The organism is Microcoleus sp. B7-D4, from assembly GCF_036705125.1.
Lineage (GTDB): Bacteria > Cyanobacteriota > Cyanobacteriia > Cyanobacteriales > Microcoleaceae > Microcoleus.
In genome coordinates, this window is the sequence record NZ_JAUBTT010000005.1 from 100,435 (window position 1) to 117,546 (window position 17,112).

The following is a 17,112-nucleotide window of genomic DNA, read 5'->3' on the forward strand; positions in this document are numbered from 1 at the left end:
ATTTTAGATAAATATGTGTACTCTGTCAGTGTCTGATTGCAGACTTTTAACAAATCTTGATATCTAATTCCGAAGGTATTAAGTCGGTTGTCATGAGTAAAATTTTACCCAACATCAGACTGACGGTATCTAAAGCGTTAGACATCAATCTATTTGTTACGGCCTAGATTACCCGGAGTACCAATGAAAGCAATTAAAGTAATGGCATCAAGTTAAGTCTGCTTCGTCGGATTATGGGCGTGCTGTTTTCATGTAATCCTAAATCACACTTATAGTGTGTAGATTTTGGAGTGCACTCACCGATATCTTGCTCGTGTGGCAAAAAATCCAGAGCTAAAAAAATTTGGAGAGCAAGTTCGCAGGCTAAGGACATCAAAGGGCTTTTCCCAAGAAAAGTTAGCAGAACTAGCCGGACTGCACCGCAACTACATTGGTGGTATTGAGCGGGGTGAGCGAAACATAGCTCTATTAAACATTTTGCGGTTAGCAAAAGCTCTAGGAGTATCGCCAAGCGAACTATTGCAGGAAATAGAGTAAATGCAATCACCCTATACCGGGCTTCCTGTCGAAGATTGGGAAGAGAAGACACGAGAACTCATAGATCGACACCCACTAGATCCACAAGAAATTTATGACGTGGTTATTCAAGTTTGGAGTGAAATTTTTCAATCCAGCATAACCAGCAGAGGCTACAGAATAGGAATAAATTTATTCCCAACTCCCCAAATTATGGGATTTTTTTACATGAACTAATCCCATTAGAACTCGCCAGCAAATACCCCGGAATTTGGCGGCGCGATCGCAGTACCCTCGAAAAAGATATTGTTTACATCCCGAACAATAATTTCTCAATTGAAATTAAAACTTCTTCAAGTAGTCGTAACACTTACGGCAATCGCAGTTATGCTCAACAAAGCGCCCTAGGAGCAAAGCCGAAAAAAGACAAGTCCGGCTATTACCTTGTAGTTAATTTCCAGAAATTCAATCCCAAAATGGCAAGCGTGCAAACTCTAAATATTAATTTAGTTAGATTTGGATGGATAGATCGAGAAGATTGGCAAGGGCAAACAGCAGCCACTGGTCAGCAAGCTAAATTAAGCCCTGATGTAGAGCGATATAAGTTGCTGCAATTGCCTATTTAGCAATATTTACCATCTTTAAAATAAAGATAATTGAGCTTCGCTAATCTGCTTTTGTCTTAGAAAATCATCAATTCGGTTGGCAGCTAAATCGCAGTATTCCTGACAGATATCAAATCCGATAATAGTGCGCTGCAAATCTAAAGCAACAACCGCCGTAGTTCCTGAACCCAAAAAAGGGTCTAAAATGATTTCATTTGGGTTGGATGAAGCTTTGATGATTCGCTGTATAACAGCACTTGGAAATTGAGCGGGGTGAGAGGTTCGCTCTTTTGATGCTCTATTTTTACCAGAAGTTACCTTCGGGAATTCCCAAACATCAGTCGGATTTTTGCCTTGGGAGTTGACTTTAATTTTTCCATTCTTTTTTTGATTAGGATATTTTACATTTGGATCGCGCACATCATCTAGGTTAAATGTATAGTCTTTATGGTTTTTAACATACCAAAGAAACTTTTCATTGCGCGGTGAAAAGAACTTACTACCAGCAACCCCAGCGCCATAGTGCCAGATAACTTCTTGGATTAGGTAAAAAGGAATTTTGTCCCAAAGTAGATAGGGAATGGGGATAGCTTTAGCTTGATTGGGAATTGATAGATACCCCAAGTTGAGCCAGAAAGCGCCGTTAGGAAGGATGAGCCTATAATTTTCACTTATCCAGCTTTCACACCAGTTTAAATATTTATCTAGTGGTAGTGTTTTTTCGTATTCTTTGCCAATGTTATAGGGGGGACTGGTCACAGTAAGATTGACGCATTCATCAGGGAGCTTGGACATTGCTTCTAAGCAGTCCATCTGATAAATGAGGCAGTTTGGCGCTTGGAAGTAGGGTTTGCCTAAAAAATTCACTATATCAGTTATAAGCATGATAAAATTTATGATGGTATAAATCTATATTGGCACAAATTGGTCGTTTTTAATGATTAACTCAGGGAGTAATTAAATCATGTGTACTTCCTTAATTCGTCTTCCTGAATTCCCAAACATCATGCCAACTGTAACTGCACATTCTGCAACTTGCAAATCGCTTTCAAGACTTGCGCCAACAAGAGCGATCGCTCTTGGTCAATCAAATTCAATTCCGGTAAAATCTGATAAGTACAAGGATTTCCCCGCGTCACCCGCACAAACCGATAACTTTCGCCATTCGTCGTCAATCCCCAAACAGACGATTGCTGCTGCAAACTTTTATAAGTATAAGTCAGGAGTTGCGGCAAACCAGTCAAAGGTGCGATCGCACTATTTTTCGCCTCCACTACCAAAATCCAAAACTGTGCCGCCGCTATGTCTGCATCCGGCTGATTTACCGCTAAGACATCCAAGCGGCCTTTAATTAAAGTATCCTCATCCTCAACCTCGATGGGGATGCTATCTTCCATTGTCAGCACCACAGGAACTTTAAAAAATCCCGTTAATCTCATTAACGGTGAAAGTGACAAAAACTTAACCAATTCTTCAGAAACCTTTCCCACTTCTAGATAGCGCCAAAAGTCATTGCTGATTTGCAATAATTCCTGCTGTTCAAAATCCGTCAGAGGTTCCAGAGAGAAAAAATCAGTAAAACCTCCTCCTGTTTGTCTTTCCAATTTGAGAAGGCGGCGAACGTCATTTAGCGAGAGTTGACTTGCTTCTAAATTTTGTGTCATGGCTTTAGTGCGATCGGCTGTTAATGTCAATTATAAAAGCATTACCATCGAATTTGTTATGATATAATCATACCAGATATCGCTCCTGTAAATCGGGTAGATTGTATGAAAGCAATTAAAGTGATGGCAACGATCGACGATCTAGGACAATTGTGCGTTGGTGAACCGCTCAAGTTATATCGCAACAGCCGAGCCGAAGTAATTGTGCTGGTTCCCGAAGGAACAGACATTAATAAAGAGAAGCAATCTCATGAAGCCAACCACCAAACCACGCAACTAGAAGACTACTTCAACTTCCTAAGACCTGACGATATTCGGCTCAAAGGTTCCCGCATTGGCATCGAAACAATTCTCTATGAATACCTGTTTCGCGCTCGAACTCCCGAAGAAATCGCTAACATTTATACATCGCTCACCCTGGAACAAGTTTATGCGACCATTTTGTACTACCTGCACAACAAAGAAACAGTCGGTAAATACATAACCGAATGGCTGGAGTGGGGCGAAAAAATGCGAGAAGAACAAACTCGTAATCCTCCTCCAGTGACAGAAAAACTTCGCAAATTTAAAGCAGAAAGAGAGGCAAGGAGCAAAGCTGATGCCAATCCAGTATCTCTTTGATGAAAATGTCGAGCCTGTGTATGTTAACCAAATTCGCAGGCGCAATCCCGATCTGGTTGTTCTAGCAGTGGGAGAACTAACAGCACCTTCTAAAGGGACTCTCGATCCAGAAATTCTTATTTGGTGCGAAATCCACAATTTCATTCTTGTTACCAACAACCGCCGCTCTATGCCTGTTCATTTAACAGATCATCTAGAGCAAAACCGCCATATTCCCGGAATCTTTCTCCTGAATTCCAAGCTGAGTATCGGTCAAAATATTGAACTACTGCTTCTGATTTATGAAGCATCATTTGAGAATGAGTACGAAGATAGAATTTACAATTTACCAGTGCTCTAATTTCTCATGCAGCTCCAACATTTACAAAATTCCCCAAAGTCTTAAGGAAAATAAACATACTTTTGCTCCAACTTATGCAAACAATAGTTAAAAAGACTAACCGAAGTTAAAGTTAAAAGCAATGTCGCAAGATACCATCGAATCAATTCTGCATGAAAAACGGCTATTTCAGCCGCCTGCTGCATTCTCCCAAAAAGCTCACATCAAAAGCCTAGAAGAGTACCAAGCCCTCTACGACAAAGCCAAAGCTGACCCCCAAGCATTCTGGGCAGAACTTGCGGCCCAAGAATTGCACTGGTTCCAAAACTGGGATACCGTGCTCGACTGGCAACCGCCTTTTGCTAAATGGTTTGTCAATGGCAAAATTAACATTTCTTACAATTGTCTCGATCGCCACTTAACCACTTGGCGCAAAAATAAAGCCGCCCTGATTTGGGAAGGCGAACCGGGAGACTCCCGCACCCTCACCTACGCGCAACTCCACCGCGAAGTCTGCCAAATGGCGAACGTCATCAAACAATTGGGAGTCCAAAAGGGCGATCGCGTCGGCATTTATATGCCCATGATTCCCGAAGCTGCGATCGCCATGCTAGCCTGCGCCAGAATCGGTGCAGTACACAGCGTTGTTTTTGGCGGTTTTAGTGCAGAAGCATTGCGCGATCGGCTTAACGACGGCCAAGCAAAACTCGTCATCACCGCTGACGGTGGCTTCCGCAAAGATACCCCCGTCGGCCTCAAAACACAAGTAGACAAAGCATTAGCAAATAATGCCACACCCAGCGTTACCAACGTTCTCGTAGTTCAGCGCACCAAACAGAAAATTGACATGGAACCCGGGCGCGATCATTGGTGGCACGATTTGCAAAAAGGTGCATCGGCAAATTGTCCCGCCGAACCGATGGACAGCGAAGATATGCTGTTCGTACTCTACACCAGTGGCAGTACCGGCAAACCGAAAGGAGTCGTCCATACAACCGGTGGTTATAACCTTTATACCCACATGACAACCAAATGGATATTCGACCTCCAAGATACCGATGTTTACTGGTGTACTGCTGATGTCGGCTGGATTACTGGACACAGTTATATTGTCTACGGGCCGCTGTCCAACGGTGCGACAACTTTAATGTATGAAGGTGCTCCTCGCCCTTCAAATCCTGGCTGTTTTTGGGATGTAATTGAAAAATACGGCGTCACCGTTTTCTACACTGCACCCACCGCCATTCGCACCTTTATGAAAATGGGCGAACACTTGCCCAACGCGCGCAATTTGTCCTCTTTACGATTGTTAGGAACCGTCGGCGAACCGATCAATCCTGAAGCTTGGATGTGGTATCAACGAGTAATTGGCAAGTCGAATTGTCCGATCGTCGATACTTGGTGGCAAACAGAAACCGGGGGAATTATGATTACCGCTTTGCCCGGTGCAATTCCTACAAAACCCGGTTCTGCAACCCTACCGTTCCCCGGAATTGTGGTCGATGTTGTTGACCAAGATGGCGAACCAGTCACCAACGAAAGCGGCGGTTATTTAGTGGTGAAACATCCTTGGCCGGGAATGATGCGGACACTTTACAACGATGCCGATCGCTTCCGCCGCACTTATTGGGAATATTTGCACCCGAAAGATGGCGAATTTGTGTACTTTGCTGGAGACGGCGCGCACAAGGACAAAGACGGTTATTTCTGGGTAATGGGCCGCGTTGACGATGTAATTAATGTGGCCGGACACCGACTCGGCACAATGGAAGTCGAGTCAGCTTTGGTATCGCATCCAGCGGTGGCGGAAGCTGCGGTTGTTGGTAAACCCGACGAGATTAAAGGTGAGGACATTGTGGCTTTTGTCACGCTGGACAACTCGCAGCAACCTAGCGAAGAATTGGCTAAGGAATTGAAGCAGCACGTTGTTAAGGAAATTGGGGCGATCGCCCGTCCCGGCGAAATTCGATTTACTGATGCTTTGCCGAAGACTCGCAGCGGTAAAATTATGCGGCGTTTGCTGCGTTCTTTAGCTGCGGGACAAGAGGTTTCTGGGGATACTTCGACTTTGGAAGACCGGACGGTTTTGGATAAGTTGCGGGGAGGTGCGTAGGGAGATTTTTTAACCGCAGATGTAGGCAGATTAACGCAGATAAGATGACATCTGCGTTCGTCTGGTTTAATTGTTCGCTATAACTGAGATGTTGCACTATTCTCAAGAACGGGCAAGATGCCCGTTCCACAAGAAAATTCACTCTTTGTGGAACGGGCATCTTGCCCGTTCCTAAACAGGTAATTGAGAATGGTGCAAGATATCAGCTATAATGGAAGTGGCAAAACTACATAACTTTCTGCGGTGTCATTCTCAATAAGAGTGGTAAGTCATACCGCTGTATTTTTGAACGGGAGATAGAGGAATGAGTCAGATGTGGACTGAAGAGCAAATCAGACAAATAATCCCAGATATTGATTCACAGTTAGACGACAGCGATATTCCAACGGTGATTATTAAGGGTGAAGGTAGCAGTATTTTTCTCCAGTTTGAGAACCGTCGCGAGATTGAATTTTTGATGACCCAATTATCTAACCTACTTATTCATCACGAGGAATTAGATATGGGAGTTACTGTTAAGGGGTATGTGACAACATTTGGTGAGTATAGCTCTCAATAGGCTGCAACACTACTTCTGAAAGAAAACGGCTTTGGATAAATTGCGGGCTGATTCCTAGGGGTATTTTTTAACCGCAGATGCAGGCAGATTAACGCGGATGAACGCAGATAAGATTACATCTGCGTTCATCTGTGTTTATCTGCGGTTTACCAACTAGAAATCTGAGTTAGTATTATTATCAGCTAATTCAAGAGTGAGTTATCCTAGAAATCACCTCAACATCCCTTGAGACACGCCATGCTCCCAGAAACCGTACAGTTGCAAATTCCTTTTCAAGTCATGCTAGATGCGATCGCCTCCCTCCAACTCGAAGAAAAGCGCCGACTTTGGCAACTATTAAATGAAGAAATTACTCAAGCAGAAACCGACCTGCCCTCTCAAGTTCTGATTCAAAATAACAATGGGTCGGATTACAAACCCACAGGGGAAATCTTGACGGCGGCAGAAATACGCGATCGCTATCCCCGCGAGTGGGTGCTAATTGCTGATACTGAATCCGATGATTTATGGAATGTGATTCGCGGTGAAGTCTTAGCTCATTCACCGCAGCGAGAAGAAATAGACCGAGCTTTGACAAAATTTAAAGATGTCCGGTCAATTTCTATAGAATACACTGGCCCTATTCCTGATGACTATTCGGTGATTTTGTGACTTCACAAAGACGTTGTTTATCTGCGGTTACAAAAACCTTAAAAATATGAGCTACAATCAAGATAACTTCTGGACTGGATCTGAGCGCGATGCCTCCACTACTTAGCAAAACCACAGATCAGCGAATTGTTCATCATGGAATGTGGGAACGGTTTAAATTTATCCAAAAAGGCTTTGAAGGCTCCCCTAGAGTGCGACTATTTTACTATGATGGGACGATCGAGATTCTGATGCCTGGAGAAGACCACGAAACTTTTGCTCATGTTATCGGTTACTTAGTGACTACGTTTCTCGTCGAACAGGGAATTTTCTTCAAGCCCACAGGGGCAATGACGCAGGAAAGATCGGGAGTTGTCTCTGTGCAAGCAGACGAATCCTACTACATTGGGAGTGTAAAACCAATTCCCGATTTGTCGATCGAAGTTGTCTTTACCAGTGGAGGAATCAGTAAGTTAGAGCGCTATAAAGCTTTGGGTGTTCCAGAGGTTTGGTTTTGGGAAGATGGATTACTGAAGATATATCATCTCCAAGATGGTAGCTATGAAAATAGCGATCGCAGTCAGCTACCCGGACTCAATAACCTCGATCTCGATTTGATGAAACGCTGTATTTTGATGGCGGAAACTGATGCTGGGGAAGCTATTAGATTGTTCCGTCGAGAGATGTAGCCGATCGCACTTTAGCAAATTATCGATGACAGTAGCAGCCAATAGACGGTCAGTATTTTGATGCCATCAGTTTCTCATTCAAAAAGCAGTGCTTGGCAAATTATATCAACAGTTTTTAGATGAACAGAGCTACCCATTCAATCCCTACATTTGACTCAATGCTCTTGCCCACAATTCAGGCTCTACAAATGCTGGGTGGCTCTGGAACTACTGAAGAGATTTATGACCGAGTAGCGCAGATTCTCAACTTACCTGACGAGGTGCTGGATATCCCACATGGAAACAAATCCCAGAGTGCTGTTGAGTATCGACTTGGTTGGAGTCGTACTTACTTGAAGAAATACGGGCTTTTACAAAATTCCTCACGTGGCGTGTGGTCTTTAGTTTCAACATCTATAGATTTTGATATTCTGGATGCAAAAGAAATTGTCAAGGTGGTTCGCGATACAGACAAGAAAAAGGTGATGCAGCCAGACAATTTAAACGAAAATGTTGAAGCTGTTGAAACTTTAGAAGAACTTGCATGGCATCAACAGCTTCATCAAATACTGCTATCACTAGAACCTTCTGCATTTGAGCGTTTGGCACAGCGCCTACTACGTGAATCAGGCTTTATACAAGTACAGGTTACAGGTAAGTCCGCCGATGGTGGAATTGATGGTGTAGGTATTGCCCGTATTAGTGGTTTCTTGAGCTTTCATGTTCTGTTTCAGTGCAAGCGCTATCAGGGTTCGGTTACGGCTAGTCAAATTAGAGACTTCCGTGGGGCAATGCAGGGACGAACCGACAAAGGTTTATTCATTACAACTGGGACATTTACTAGAGATGCTGTCAAAGAAGCAACACGAGATGGCGCACCCCCAATAGATTTGATTGATGGTGAGCAGTTAGTTCAACGACTAAAAGAGTTGGGGCTTGGTGTCAAGATAAAAATGATTGAGTCTGTGGAAGTGGATGCTAGTTGGTTTACGAAGATTTAAGCTTCTATTGTGAAACGATCGAGCATCAGTCAATCGATCGCAAGCAATATTTGAGCGTGGGAGCAGCGATCGCCTGCATACTACAGTTAGGCGATCGCTCTTTTGTTATCCAAGATTCACGGATCTACCAAAAACAGCTTATTTACCGCGCCACAGATGAACGGCATCGGCGTTAATTTCAGACCTTACCTGTAGCCAATCCTCCAGCAAGTAGTCATCATCAACTGCTTGCTTGTGCTGTTCGTCTTTGAGAATTGCCAAGACGTGAACTCCAGACGGATAGTTGACATGACGAATTTCTGGGTCATATCCCAAGTCTTGAATTTTTGCTAGAACGCGATCGACAGCACCGGCAACAGTAAGATCGACGGCAAGAATAATTTGACCGAGTTTAGCACCCGGTTTTACACATTCCAGAACAGCCATTATTCTTTCTCCTTGTAGTGGCGGTTTAAGATAATTGCATCATAATTTGCTATTATATAACCATGAAATCTAATATTACTCGTGTTGTTCTATGCCTGCTTTAGACCTGTACCACAATACAGTCAAAAAATCTCTCCTCAATGATGGCTGGATAATTACTCACGATCCTCTCCATCTGAAATGGGGAAAAAAAGATATGTATGTGGATCTGGGAGCAAAACAGGTGCTGGCAGCAGAACGAGGAGAACAAAAAATTGCTGTGGAAGTCAAAAGCTTTGTCAGCGATTCAGAAATGCAGGACTTGAGAGAGGCGATCGGACAATTTACTATTTATCGATCTGTGCTTCAGAGAACTTATCCAGAACATACGCTTTATCTGGCTGTTCGCGATATCACCTATGAATCTCTATTTGAAGAACCGATCGGTCAATTAATGATTGAAGATGAAAAGCTCAAGCTGATTGTATTCGACCCAAATCAAGAGGCGATCGTAAAATGGATACTTTAGCTAACTTTAGAACCACAATTAAAACAGTTCTCGAACCTTACACAAAAATCCCTTACTCTCATGGCGATATAATTTGTAAAGCCGTGTTTGATGAAAAATCTGATTGTTACCTCCTAGTTACTTTAGGCTGGGATAAAGCCAAACGAATTCACGGCTGTTTGGTTCATATAGATATTATTGATGATAAGATTTGGGTACAGCGAGATGAGACAGAATACGGCGTGACGAAAGAACTTGTAGCTGCTGGGATTTCCAAGGATTCCATTGTTTTAGGTTTTCATCCCGCCGATGTCAGACCTCATACAGGTTATGCAGTTGTGTAGTTAATGAATTATTTGGCTCATCTATTCTTATCAAAAGGCACGCCAGAATCCCTGATTGGCAACCTCTTAGGAGATTTTGTCAAAGGTTCGGCAATCAACCTTTATCCCGAGGAAATTAGAAAGGGCATCGATTTGCACCGCAAAGTAGATAGCTACACCGACTCTCACCCAATAGTGCGATCGAGTAAAAGCCTTGTTTGCTCCCACAGGCGCAGGTTTGCTGGAGTTTTGATTGACGTGTTTTACGACCACTTCTTGGCTAAAAATTGGCTGGAATATTCAGAAATTCCGCTCCGGGATTTTTCTCAGGATGTCTATAAAATCCTGCAAGACAACCGCGATATATTGCCTGAATCTCTCCAGCGGGTGCTGCCAACAATAATTGCCCGCGACTTGCTTTCATCTTATCAGGACATCGCCGAAATCGGCATCACTCTTACAAGAATGTCGGCCAGAATCAAGCGGACAAATAACTTGGCAAGCGGCATAGAAGATTTGACAGCTAACTATCAGCGATTAGAATCGGATTTTCGAGATTTTTTCCCCGACTTGATAAAATACGCCACAGTTGACAAATATTAATACAAACAACAAAAATTACAGTTGCTATTGATAACGAACTCGTGTAAAATTCAACCGATACCTGCATGAAATCTCAAATGCAACAGGGTTGAAAATATGGCAACCAGAATTCCGAACCTGCAAATAACTAAAGTAGTTGATGGCGACAGCATCAAAATTTATCTCAACGGCAAAACCGAGTCTCTGCGGCTGATTTGCGTCGATACAGAAGAAAGTCATCCGGGAGGCTCCAAACCTGTAACTGCGGCGGGGAAAGCAGCTACGGAAATGGCTCAAAAATACTTCGCGACAGCAGATGGTGGACTTGCTCAAATTGACATAGAATTTGATACAGACGATTCGGTTGAAGTGGCTCTACACAAACACCGCGACAACTACGGGCGTCTCCTTTGTTACGTACATAAAGATGGAGAAAATTACAATCTTAAACTGATTGAAGAAGGCTGGAGTCCCTACTTCGTCAAATACGGGCGCTCCAGATTGTATCACCGACAAATGACTGAGGCAGAATCGGCGGCCAAAGCTTACAATCTGATGATTTGGAATCCGATTATCAATGCCAAAATCCCCTCTCGCAACTATGCTAATTTACTGCCTTGGTGGTCGATGCGAGGCTCGATTGTTGAAGAGTTTCGGTTGTCGGAAGCAACCGCAGGAGCGCTTTCTTTGAGGTTGCACTACCCGAAAATATTAGCTGCTTCTGAGAAAGCTAAATCTCTTACTATTTTCTGCGATTTGCAGGCTGGGATTAATAAATGGATCGGCGGCAGCGCTCTAATTTATGCTGGTTCGGTGTATCATAAATTAGATTTGTGGATACCAGATGCGGAAACTGATGAAATGGCTCCCTTGAAGCGGCTAATCGAGAAACGTTATGCGGGTCTGGGACGGGGATATGTGTATGTCAGTGGGAAGGTAGAACAGTACAAAGGGAAGCCTCAAATAGTTTTGAAAGATATCAAACAACTTTCAGACTTTCCCCCACAAAAGTGAATTTTACATAAATTTAATTAAAAAAATTGCAGGACAAATGGAACGATGAAGACTGTTCTCCGGGGAACGCGATTGAATTTTGCGCGATTCCCTACCGCAACGGGCCCGCACGCGCGTTCGGGATAGCTTGGCTTCACGCATTTTTTAAAATTTAATTAGCATTATGGTTGACAATCCAAAATAATTGTGTTTTTTTTATTAGGCTAAATCCATTCATACTATAATACTATCATCGCCGATCTGTAGCTGCCAATAGCGGCGACATCCATCCAAACTCCAGAGATTTAAAAGCTATGTGCCAATTACTGGGAATGAACTGCAATGTTCCAACAGATATTTGCTTTTCTTTTGAGGGTTTTTCTGCAAGAGGTGGCAGAACAGACGTTCATCAAGACGGTTGGGGAATTGCTTTCTTTGAAGGTTTGGGATGTCGCCTTTTTATAGACTCTAAACCTGCGATTGCTTCTCCGGTTGCAGAAGTAGTGCGCCGCTATCCCATTCATTCAACTAACGTCATTGCTCACATCCGCAAAGCTACCCAAGGCGAAATTGCTTTGGAAAACTGCCACCCTTTTATTCGGGAACTTTGGGGGCGCTATTGGGTTTTCGCTCACAATGGAAATCTGGAAAATTTTAATCCAGAACGTGCCGGAGTTTACAAACCTGTTGGCAAAACTGACAGCGAAAAAGCATTCTGTTTGATATTAGAAAAGCTGCGCTCTACTTTTCCTCAAAGTAAGCCTGCTGTAGCGGAAATTTATCCGGTACTGGAGGAAATTACTAAAAGTTTGGCAGAACACGGAATTTTTAATTATTTACTTTCCGATGGAGAACACTTGTTCACCCATTGTTCTACTAATCTGCATTATATTGTGCGACAAGCACCTTTTGCTAGCGCTCACTCGATCGACGAAGATGTAACTGTCGATTTTCGGGAATTGACCAACGAGGACGATCGCGTGGCTGTTATTGCCACTTTTCCGCTGACTGATAACGAAGTTTGGACGCAAATTCAGCCGGGAGAATTGCTGGTATTTCAGGATGGTTTGCCCGTCAATTCTGGGCTGCGGGAGTTAAGTTAACGGGATTTCAACTGAGATGTTGCACCATTGTCAATAAGCTTTTTAGGAACAGGCTTTTCGGCCTGTTCCACAAGAAAATTAAATTTTTGTGGAACAGGCATCTTGCCTGTTCTTGAGAATGGTGCAAGATGTGAGTTTAAACAAATTTAAAGCCTAAACAGAGCATCGAACCTGCTAAATGACCAGCTTTCCAGCTTGATTTATTAAGCCAGATTTGTCATTGCGCTTGACAGCGGCTAAGCCCAACACGGTTCAGATAAGACTGATTCCCCCCTAGCCAAGAGGGCGGGCACGGGGGCACCGCCCCTACGAAGGGGGGGACAAGAAGTTGCTCTTGCGTCCCCCAACAATCAGGGGGATTTAGGGGGATCTCCGGGGAATTAACAGTGTTAACTGAACTGTATGGCGGCTAAGCCTTCTGAAAAACTGCCGACAGCGGAAACTTGGGGGCGATCGCCCACTAGCCTGCTTGATTGATATATCCCCACCCTTTTGAAGCCCTAACTGCTGCTAAACCTTCATTAATTGAGCCGGGGTTGCACAATTTGATGATGATGCTTGTAGGGTGTCCCGCCTTCAGTGAAAATACACCTGACTGGCTACGATATCCCATCCCACAAAACAATCAAAATCATCCCCCAATTATCCAACGGCTTCTACTTTCCCCGAAGTGACAACAGAGGGATTAATTCGGTTGAACAGCCGCTAAAATTTGTCCTGCTGTCACCGTTTGCCCCTTTTCACAAAACAACTCGGCAACAGTGCCCGCAACATCAGCAGTAATAGCAATTTCCATTTTCATCGCTTCCAAAATTAACAGCCGATCGCCCTCTGCAACCGCATCTCCAACATTAACCAGCACCTGCCAAACATTGGCCGAAACGTGAGCGACAACAGCCTCACAGCCGATCGGCAAAGTAACCTCCGCCGCTGTTTCAGAAGCCACATCCGCCGAGGCTTCTGCGATAGCTTCAGCGTCAAATTCCCCGGATGCGGCCCAGCGATCGCGCTCTGCATTAAATGCGGCCTGCTGCTGCGCTTTAAACTCAGCCCCACTGCCCGCAATAGAATGCAAAAACTCATTGTATTCTCTCAAACTAAAAGTGATTTCCTCAACCTTTAATTTAAACTTCCCTTCGATAAATGCTTCCCGACAGCGGTGCAATTCCTCATGGGAAACCGGATAAAATCTGATTTGGTCAAAAAAGCGCAAAAGCCAAGGCTTACCAGACTGGAAATCCGCCGTTTGTTTGAACCGATTCCACATTTGCACCGTGCGGCCGACAAATTGATAACCTCCGGGCCCTTCCATCCCGTAAACGCACAAATACGCGCCACCAATGCCCACTGCATTTTCAGGAGTCCAAGTGCGGGCGGGATTGTATTTAGTAGTAACCAAACGGTGGCGCGGATCGAGGGGAGTTGCGACGGGCGCGCCTAAATAAACGTCTCCCAAACCCATCACTAAATAGCTAGCATTAAATACAATTTCTCTGACTTGTTCGATGCTGTCAAGCCCGTTTATGCGGCGAATAAACTCAATATTACTGGGACACCAAGGTGCATCCGATCGCACAGACTGCATATATTTTTCAATTGCCAACAGCGTCGATTCATCTTCCCAAGATAAAGGCAAGTGCACAATTCGCGCCGGCACTTCCAAATCCTCGATCGCCGGAAGTTCCGCCTCAGCCGCAATCAGCGCCTGCATTAGCTGCTGTTGCGAAATCTGGCGGCCCTCAAAGTGAATTTGGAGCGATCGCATTCCCGGCACTAATTCGATAACACCCGGCAACGGATTGGCTTTCAACTGTTCCATCAATGCGTGCGCCCGAAAACGCAAATTTAAATCCAGCACCAACGGGCCGTATTCAACTAGAATATATTTATCCCCAGCTTGACGGTAAGTAACAGCAACCTGTCCCGGAGATTGGGGAATTTCGTGCAAAATTGGAGAAGCGGGAACTGCGGGCAATTCCTCCGCATTTTCCCCAAAAACAGGCAAACTAAAAGTAGCAATTTGCCTATTTTGTGCTAATTCCCGCTGCAAAGCTTCAGCAAAACTCAAACAGTGAAAGCGAATGCTGTCCCCCGGTTTCAGTTGTCCGATTTTCCACAATTCCGACTGCACAATAGTAGCAGGACAGACAAAACCTCCCAAACTCGGGCCGTCAAGACCGAGAATTACAGGCATATCGCCCGTAAAATCGATCGTGCCGATCGCGTAAGCATTATCGTGAATGTTAGACGGGTGCAAACCCGCTTCCCCTCCGTCTTGACGCGCCCAGGTGGGCTTCGGGCCGATCAGCCGAATGCCCGTCCGCGTCGAGTTGTAATGCACCTGCCATTCTGTGGAGAAAAACATTTCGATGTCTGACTCAGTAAAGAAATCCGGCGCGCCGTGAGGCCCGTACAAAACGCCGATTTCCCAATTATTGCTGTAGGTGGGAATTAGTTCGGGAGGCAAAGATATTTCCGCTTCCAGAGTTGCAGTTTGGTTGAGTTTTAACACATCTCCCGGACGCAGCGTGCGGCCCGCGTGTCCGCCAAATTTGCCCAGTACAAAAGTTGATTTGCTGCCCAAATAATCGGGGACATTAAAGCCGTGTTTGACTGCTAAATAAGTGCGGTAGCCGTCGCCTTGAATGGCTTTTAACTTGAGAATGCTGCCAGCTTTTACGGGAATTGCTGTCCAAAACGGCACCGGTTCGCCGTTTAGCGTTCCCTTCATAGTTGCACCAGTCAAACTAATAACTGTATCAGCATTGAAGCGCAGAGTTGGGCCTGTAGCTGTGAATTCCAATCCTGCTGTCGATTCGGGATTTCCTACTAAACGATTTGCCAATCGAAATGCCAGATGATCCATCGGTCCAGAAGGCGGCACGCCAACATCCCAATAGCCAATCCGCCCCGGATAATCTTGAATGCTGCTGTAGGTTCCCCCATCCAATACATCGATCGTTAAAGGTGCGTATTCAAAAGAGTTTAAAAAGCGCGTGCTCAGTTCGCCCCGGCTGAATCGGGAATCGTCCAAAATCTGGCGGAGGTAATCTAAATTAGTTTCAATTCCCGCTATTTCACTGGCATCTAAAGCAGCTTTTAGTTTTACGATCGCCTGCGTTCGATTATCCCCGCAAACGATCACTTTGGCTAGCAGCGGATCGTAAAAAGGAGTAACCTCCGTGCCGGTTTCTATCCAACTGTCGCAGCGGACGTTTTCGGGAAACGCAACTTGATTCAGCAACCCGGAACTCGGCTGAAAATTCTTGCCGGCATCTTCCGCATAAATTCGCACCTCAATTGAGTGTCCCTGCGGCTGATAACGGTACTCTTCCAGGGGGAACAAATCTCCCGAAGCCTGTTTTACCATCCACTCAACGAGGTCGATGTTGTTGACAGTTTCAGTAACGCCGTGTTCGACTTGCAAGCGCGTGTTGACTTCCAAAAAATAAAACTGTTTCGCATCGACATCAAATACAAATTCAACAGTACCCGCTGACTGGTAATTTACCGCTTTTCCCAGCCGCACTGCTGCACGGTACAAGTGATTTCGCTGTTCGTCGCTAATACCAGGGGCGGGGGTTTCTTCAATTACTTTTTGATTGCGCCGCTGCACCGAACAATCTCGCTCGCCCAAGGCTATGACATTGCCTTTGCCATCTCCAAAAATTTGGACTTCAATGTGTCTGGCTGTTTGAATGTATTTCTCTAAAAAAACGCCGCTTTGTTTAAAATTGCTTTGACTCAAACGCTGTACTTTTTCAAATGCTTCTGCCAAATCTCGATCGCCAAAACAAGCCTGCAAACCAATGCCGCCACCGCCTGCGGTACTTTTGAGCATCACGGGATAGCCGATCGCCCCAGCCGCTTTTTGGGCATCCTCCAAACTTGCTAAAAGTTCACTTCCGGGAGTTAGCGGCACTTGATTTGCAGCGGCTATTTCCCGCGCGGTGTGCTTCAATCCAAAGCAGCGCAACTGACTCGGAGTCGGGCCGATAAATGCAATATTCTCGCTTGCACAAGCTTCGGCAAATTCAGCATTTTCGCTCAAAAAGCCGTAACCAGGGTGAATAGCTTGAGCTTTAGTTTGGCGCGCAACTTCGAGAATGCGATCGAACCGCAAATAACTCTCGGCTGCGGCGGCTGCACCGATACAAACCGCTTCGCTGGCGGCGAAAACGTGCTTGGCATGGGCGTCGGCTTCAGAATATACTGCTACCGAAGCAATTCCGAGGCGATCGAGCGTGCGGATAATTCGGCAGGCAATTTCACCGCGGTTTGCAATCAAAACTTTGTTAAACATTTAGGTAATTGCTGATTGGTATCTAGTTACATCTTGTACTAGCCTGAAGAACAGGCAAGATGCCTGTTCCACAAACATTAATTTTTGTTGTGGGGTGGGCTTCTAGCCCGCCCTAAAACTATCCTGAAGAACAGGCAAGATGCCTGTTCCACAAACATTAATTTTTGTTGTGGGGTGGGCTTCTAGCCCGCCCTAAAAC

Annotated in this window: 18 protein-coding genes and 1 pseudogene; 15 read left to right on the forward strand and 4 right to left on the reverse strand. The window is 44.8% G+C overall.

Annotated features, from left to right (window positions below):
- Positions 1-315 precede the first annotated feature (315 nt).
- Positions 316-537 (forward strand): helix-turn-helix transcriptional regulator, encoded by a 222-nt coding sequence (locus tag QUB12_RS03135; protein ID WP_333145260.1) that lies wholly within the window; start codon positions 316-318, stop codon positions 535-537.
- Positions 538-1,142: pseudogene (locus QUB12_RS03140) on the forward strand (ScaI family restriction endonuclease). It abuts the gene before it with no gap.
- 15 nt (positions 1,143-1,157) lie between these two features.
- Here QUB12_RS03140 and QUB12_RS03145 read toward each other — a convergent pair.
- Both QUB12_RS03145 and QUB12_RS03150 read right to left on the reverse strand, forming a co-directional pair.
- Positions 1,158-1,988, reverse strand: coding sequence for a site-specific DNA-methyltransferase (locus QUB12_RS03145; protein ID WP_333301013.1), 831 nt, complete (start codon positions 1,986-1,988; stop codon positions 1,158-1,160).
- Positions 1,989-2,125: 137 nt separating this feature from the next.
- Positions 2,126-2,815 (reverse strand): restriction endonuclease subunit R, encoded by a 690-nt coding sequence (locus QUB12_RS03150; protein ID WP_445300653.1) that lies wholly within the window; start codon positions 2,813-2,815, stop codon positions 2,126-2,128.
- Between the two features lie 75 nt (positions 2,816-2,890).
- On the opposite strand from QUB12_RS03150, the gene QUB12_RS03155 reads away from it, so the two are divergent.
- The 8 genes from QUB12_RS03155 to QUB12_RS03190 all read left to right on the forward strand — a co-directional run bounded on the left by QUB12_RS03155 (position 2,891) and on the right by QUB12_RS03190 (position 8,872).
- Positions 2,891-3,406, forward strand: coding sequence for a DUF433 domain-containing protein (locus QUB12_RS03155; protein WP_445300654.1), 516 nt, complete (start codon positions 2,891-2,893; stop codon positions 3,404-3,406).
- On the forward strand, positions 3,384-3,746 hold the full coding sequence (locus QUB12_RS03160; protein WP_333145263.1) for a DUF5615 family PIN-like protein: 363 nt from the start codon (positions 3,384-3,386) through the stop codon (positions 3,744-3,746). Before QUB12_RS03155 ends, QUB12_RS03160 begins: the two co-directional genes overlap by 23 nt.
- A gap of 121 nt (positions 3,747-3,867) precedes the next feature.
- Complete coding sequence (gene acs / locus QUB12_RS03165; protein WP_333145264.1) at positions 3,868-5,838, forward strand: acetate--CoA ligase; 1,971 nt, start codon at positions 3,868-3,870, stop codon at positions 5,836-5,838.
- Positions 5,839-6,142: 304 nt separating this feature from the next.
- Positions 6,143-6,397 (forward strand): hypothetical protein, encoded by a 255-nt coding sequence (locus tag QUB12_RS03170; RefSeq protein WP_333305452.1) that lies wholly within the window; start codon positions 6,143-6,145, stop codon positions 6,395-6,397.
- A gap of 237 nt (positions 6,398-6,634) precedes the next feature.
- Positions 6,635-7,048 (forward strand): hypothetical protein, encoded by a 414-nt coding sequence (locus tag QUB12_RS03175; protein WP_333305454.1) that lies wholly within the window; start codon positions 6,635-6,637, stop codon positions 7,046-7,048.
- An 89-nt stretch (positions 7,049-7,137) separates the two neighbouring features.
- Positions 7,138-7,716 carry a Uma2 family endonuclease gene (locus QUB12_RS03180; protein WP_242716837.1) on the forward strand — a complete coding sequence of 193 codons (579 nt, stop codon included), beginning with the start codon at positions 7,138-7,140 and terminating at the stop codon, positions 7,714-7,716.
- 119 nt (positions 7,717-7,835) lie between these two features.
- Positions 7,836-8,696, forward strand: coding sequence for a restriction endonuclease (locus QUB12_RS03185; protein WP_333305457.1), 861 nt, complete (start codon positions 7,836-7,838; stop codon positions 8,694-8,696).
- The gene (locus tag QUB12_RS03190) at positions 8,678-8,872 is read left to right on the forward strand and encodes a hypothetical protein (protein ID WP_333305461.1); all 195 of its coding nucleotides are present in this window, start codon (positions 8,678-8,680) and stop codon (positions 8,870-8,872) included. Before QUB12_RS03185 ends, QUB12_RS03190 begins: the two co-directional genes overlap by 19 nt.
- Here QUB12_RS03190 and QUB12_RS03195 read toward each other — a convergent pair.
- Positions 8,835-9,122: a hypothetical protein gene (locus tag QUB12_RS03195; protein ID WP_333305463.1), complete on the reverse strand. Its 288-nt coding sequence runs from the start codon at positions 9,120-9,122 to the stop codon at positions 8,835-8,837. The genes QUB12_RS03190 and QUB12_RS03195 overlap by 38 nt on opposite strands.
- 91 nt (positions 9,123-9,213) lie before the next feature.
- Here QUB12_RS03195 and QUB12_RS03200 point away from each other — a divergent pair, with 91 nt between their 5' ends.
- The 5 genes from QUB12_RS03200 (at position 9,214) to QUB12_RS03220 (ending at position 12,610) form a co-directional block, all read left to right on the forward strand.
- Positions 9,214-9,630, forward strand: a complete 417-nt coding sequence (locus QUB12_RS03200) for an element excision factor XisH family protein (protein ID WP_333053641.1) — start codon at positions 9,214-9,216, stop codon at positions 9,628-9,630.
- Positions 9,618-9,953, forward strand: coding sequence for a XisI protein (locus QUB12_RS03205; protein ID WP_190740648.1), 336 nt, complete (start codon positions 9,618-9,620; stop codon positions 9,951-9,953). The genes QUB12_RS03200 and QUB12_RS03205 overlap by 13 nt, the downstream gene beginning before the upstream one ends.
- 3 nt (positions 9,954-9,956) lie before the next feature.
- Positions 9,957-10,535, forward strand: coding sequence for an ACP phosphodiesterase (locus tag QUB12_RS03210; protein ID WP_333305465.1), 579 nt, complete (start codon positions 9,957-9,959; stop codon positions 10,533-10,535).
- Between the two features lie 96 nt (positions 10,536-10,631).
- Positions 10,632-11,528 carry a thermonuclease family protein gene (locus QUB12_RS03215; protein WP_333305467.1) on the forward strand — a complete coding sequence of 299 codons (897 nt, stop codon included), beginning with the start codon at positions 10,632-10,634 and terminating at the stop codon, positions 11,526-11,528.
- A gap of 293 nt (positions 11,529-11,821) precedes the next feature.
- Positions 11,822-12,610: a class II glutamine amidotransferase gene (locus QUB12_RS03220; RefSeq protein WP_333145272.1), complete on the forward strand. Its 789-nt coding sequence runs from the start codon at positions 11,822-11,824 to the stop codon at positions 12,608-12,610.
- A gap of 685 nt (positions 12,611-13,295) precedes the next feature.
- Here QUB12_RS03220 and uca read toward each other — a convergent pair.
- On the reverse strand, positions 13,296-16,913 hold the full coding sequence (gene uca, locus QUB12_RS03225) for an urea carboxylase (protein ID WP_333305469.1): 3,618 nt from the start codon (positions 16,911-16,913) through the stop codon (positions 13,296-13,298).
- Positions 16,914-17,112: the final 199 nt, after the last annotated feature.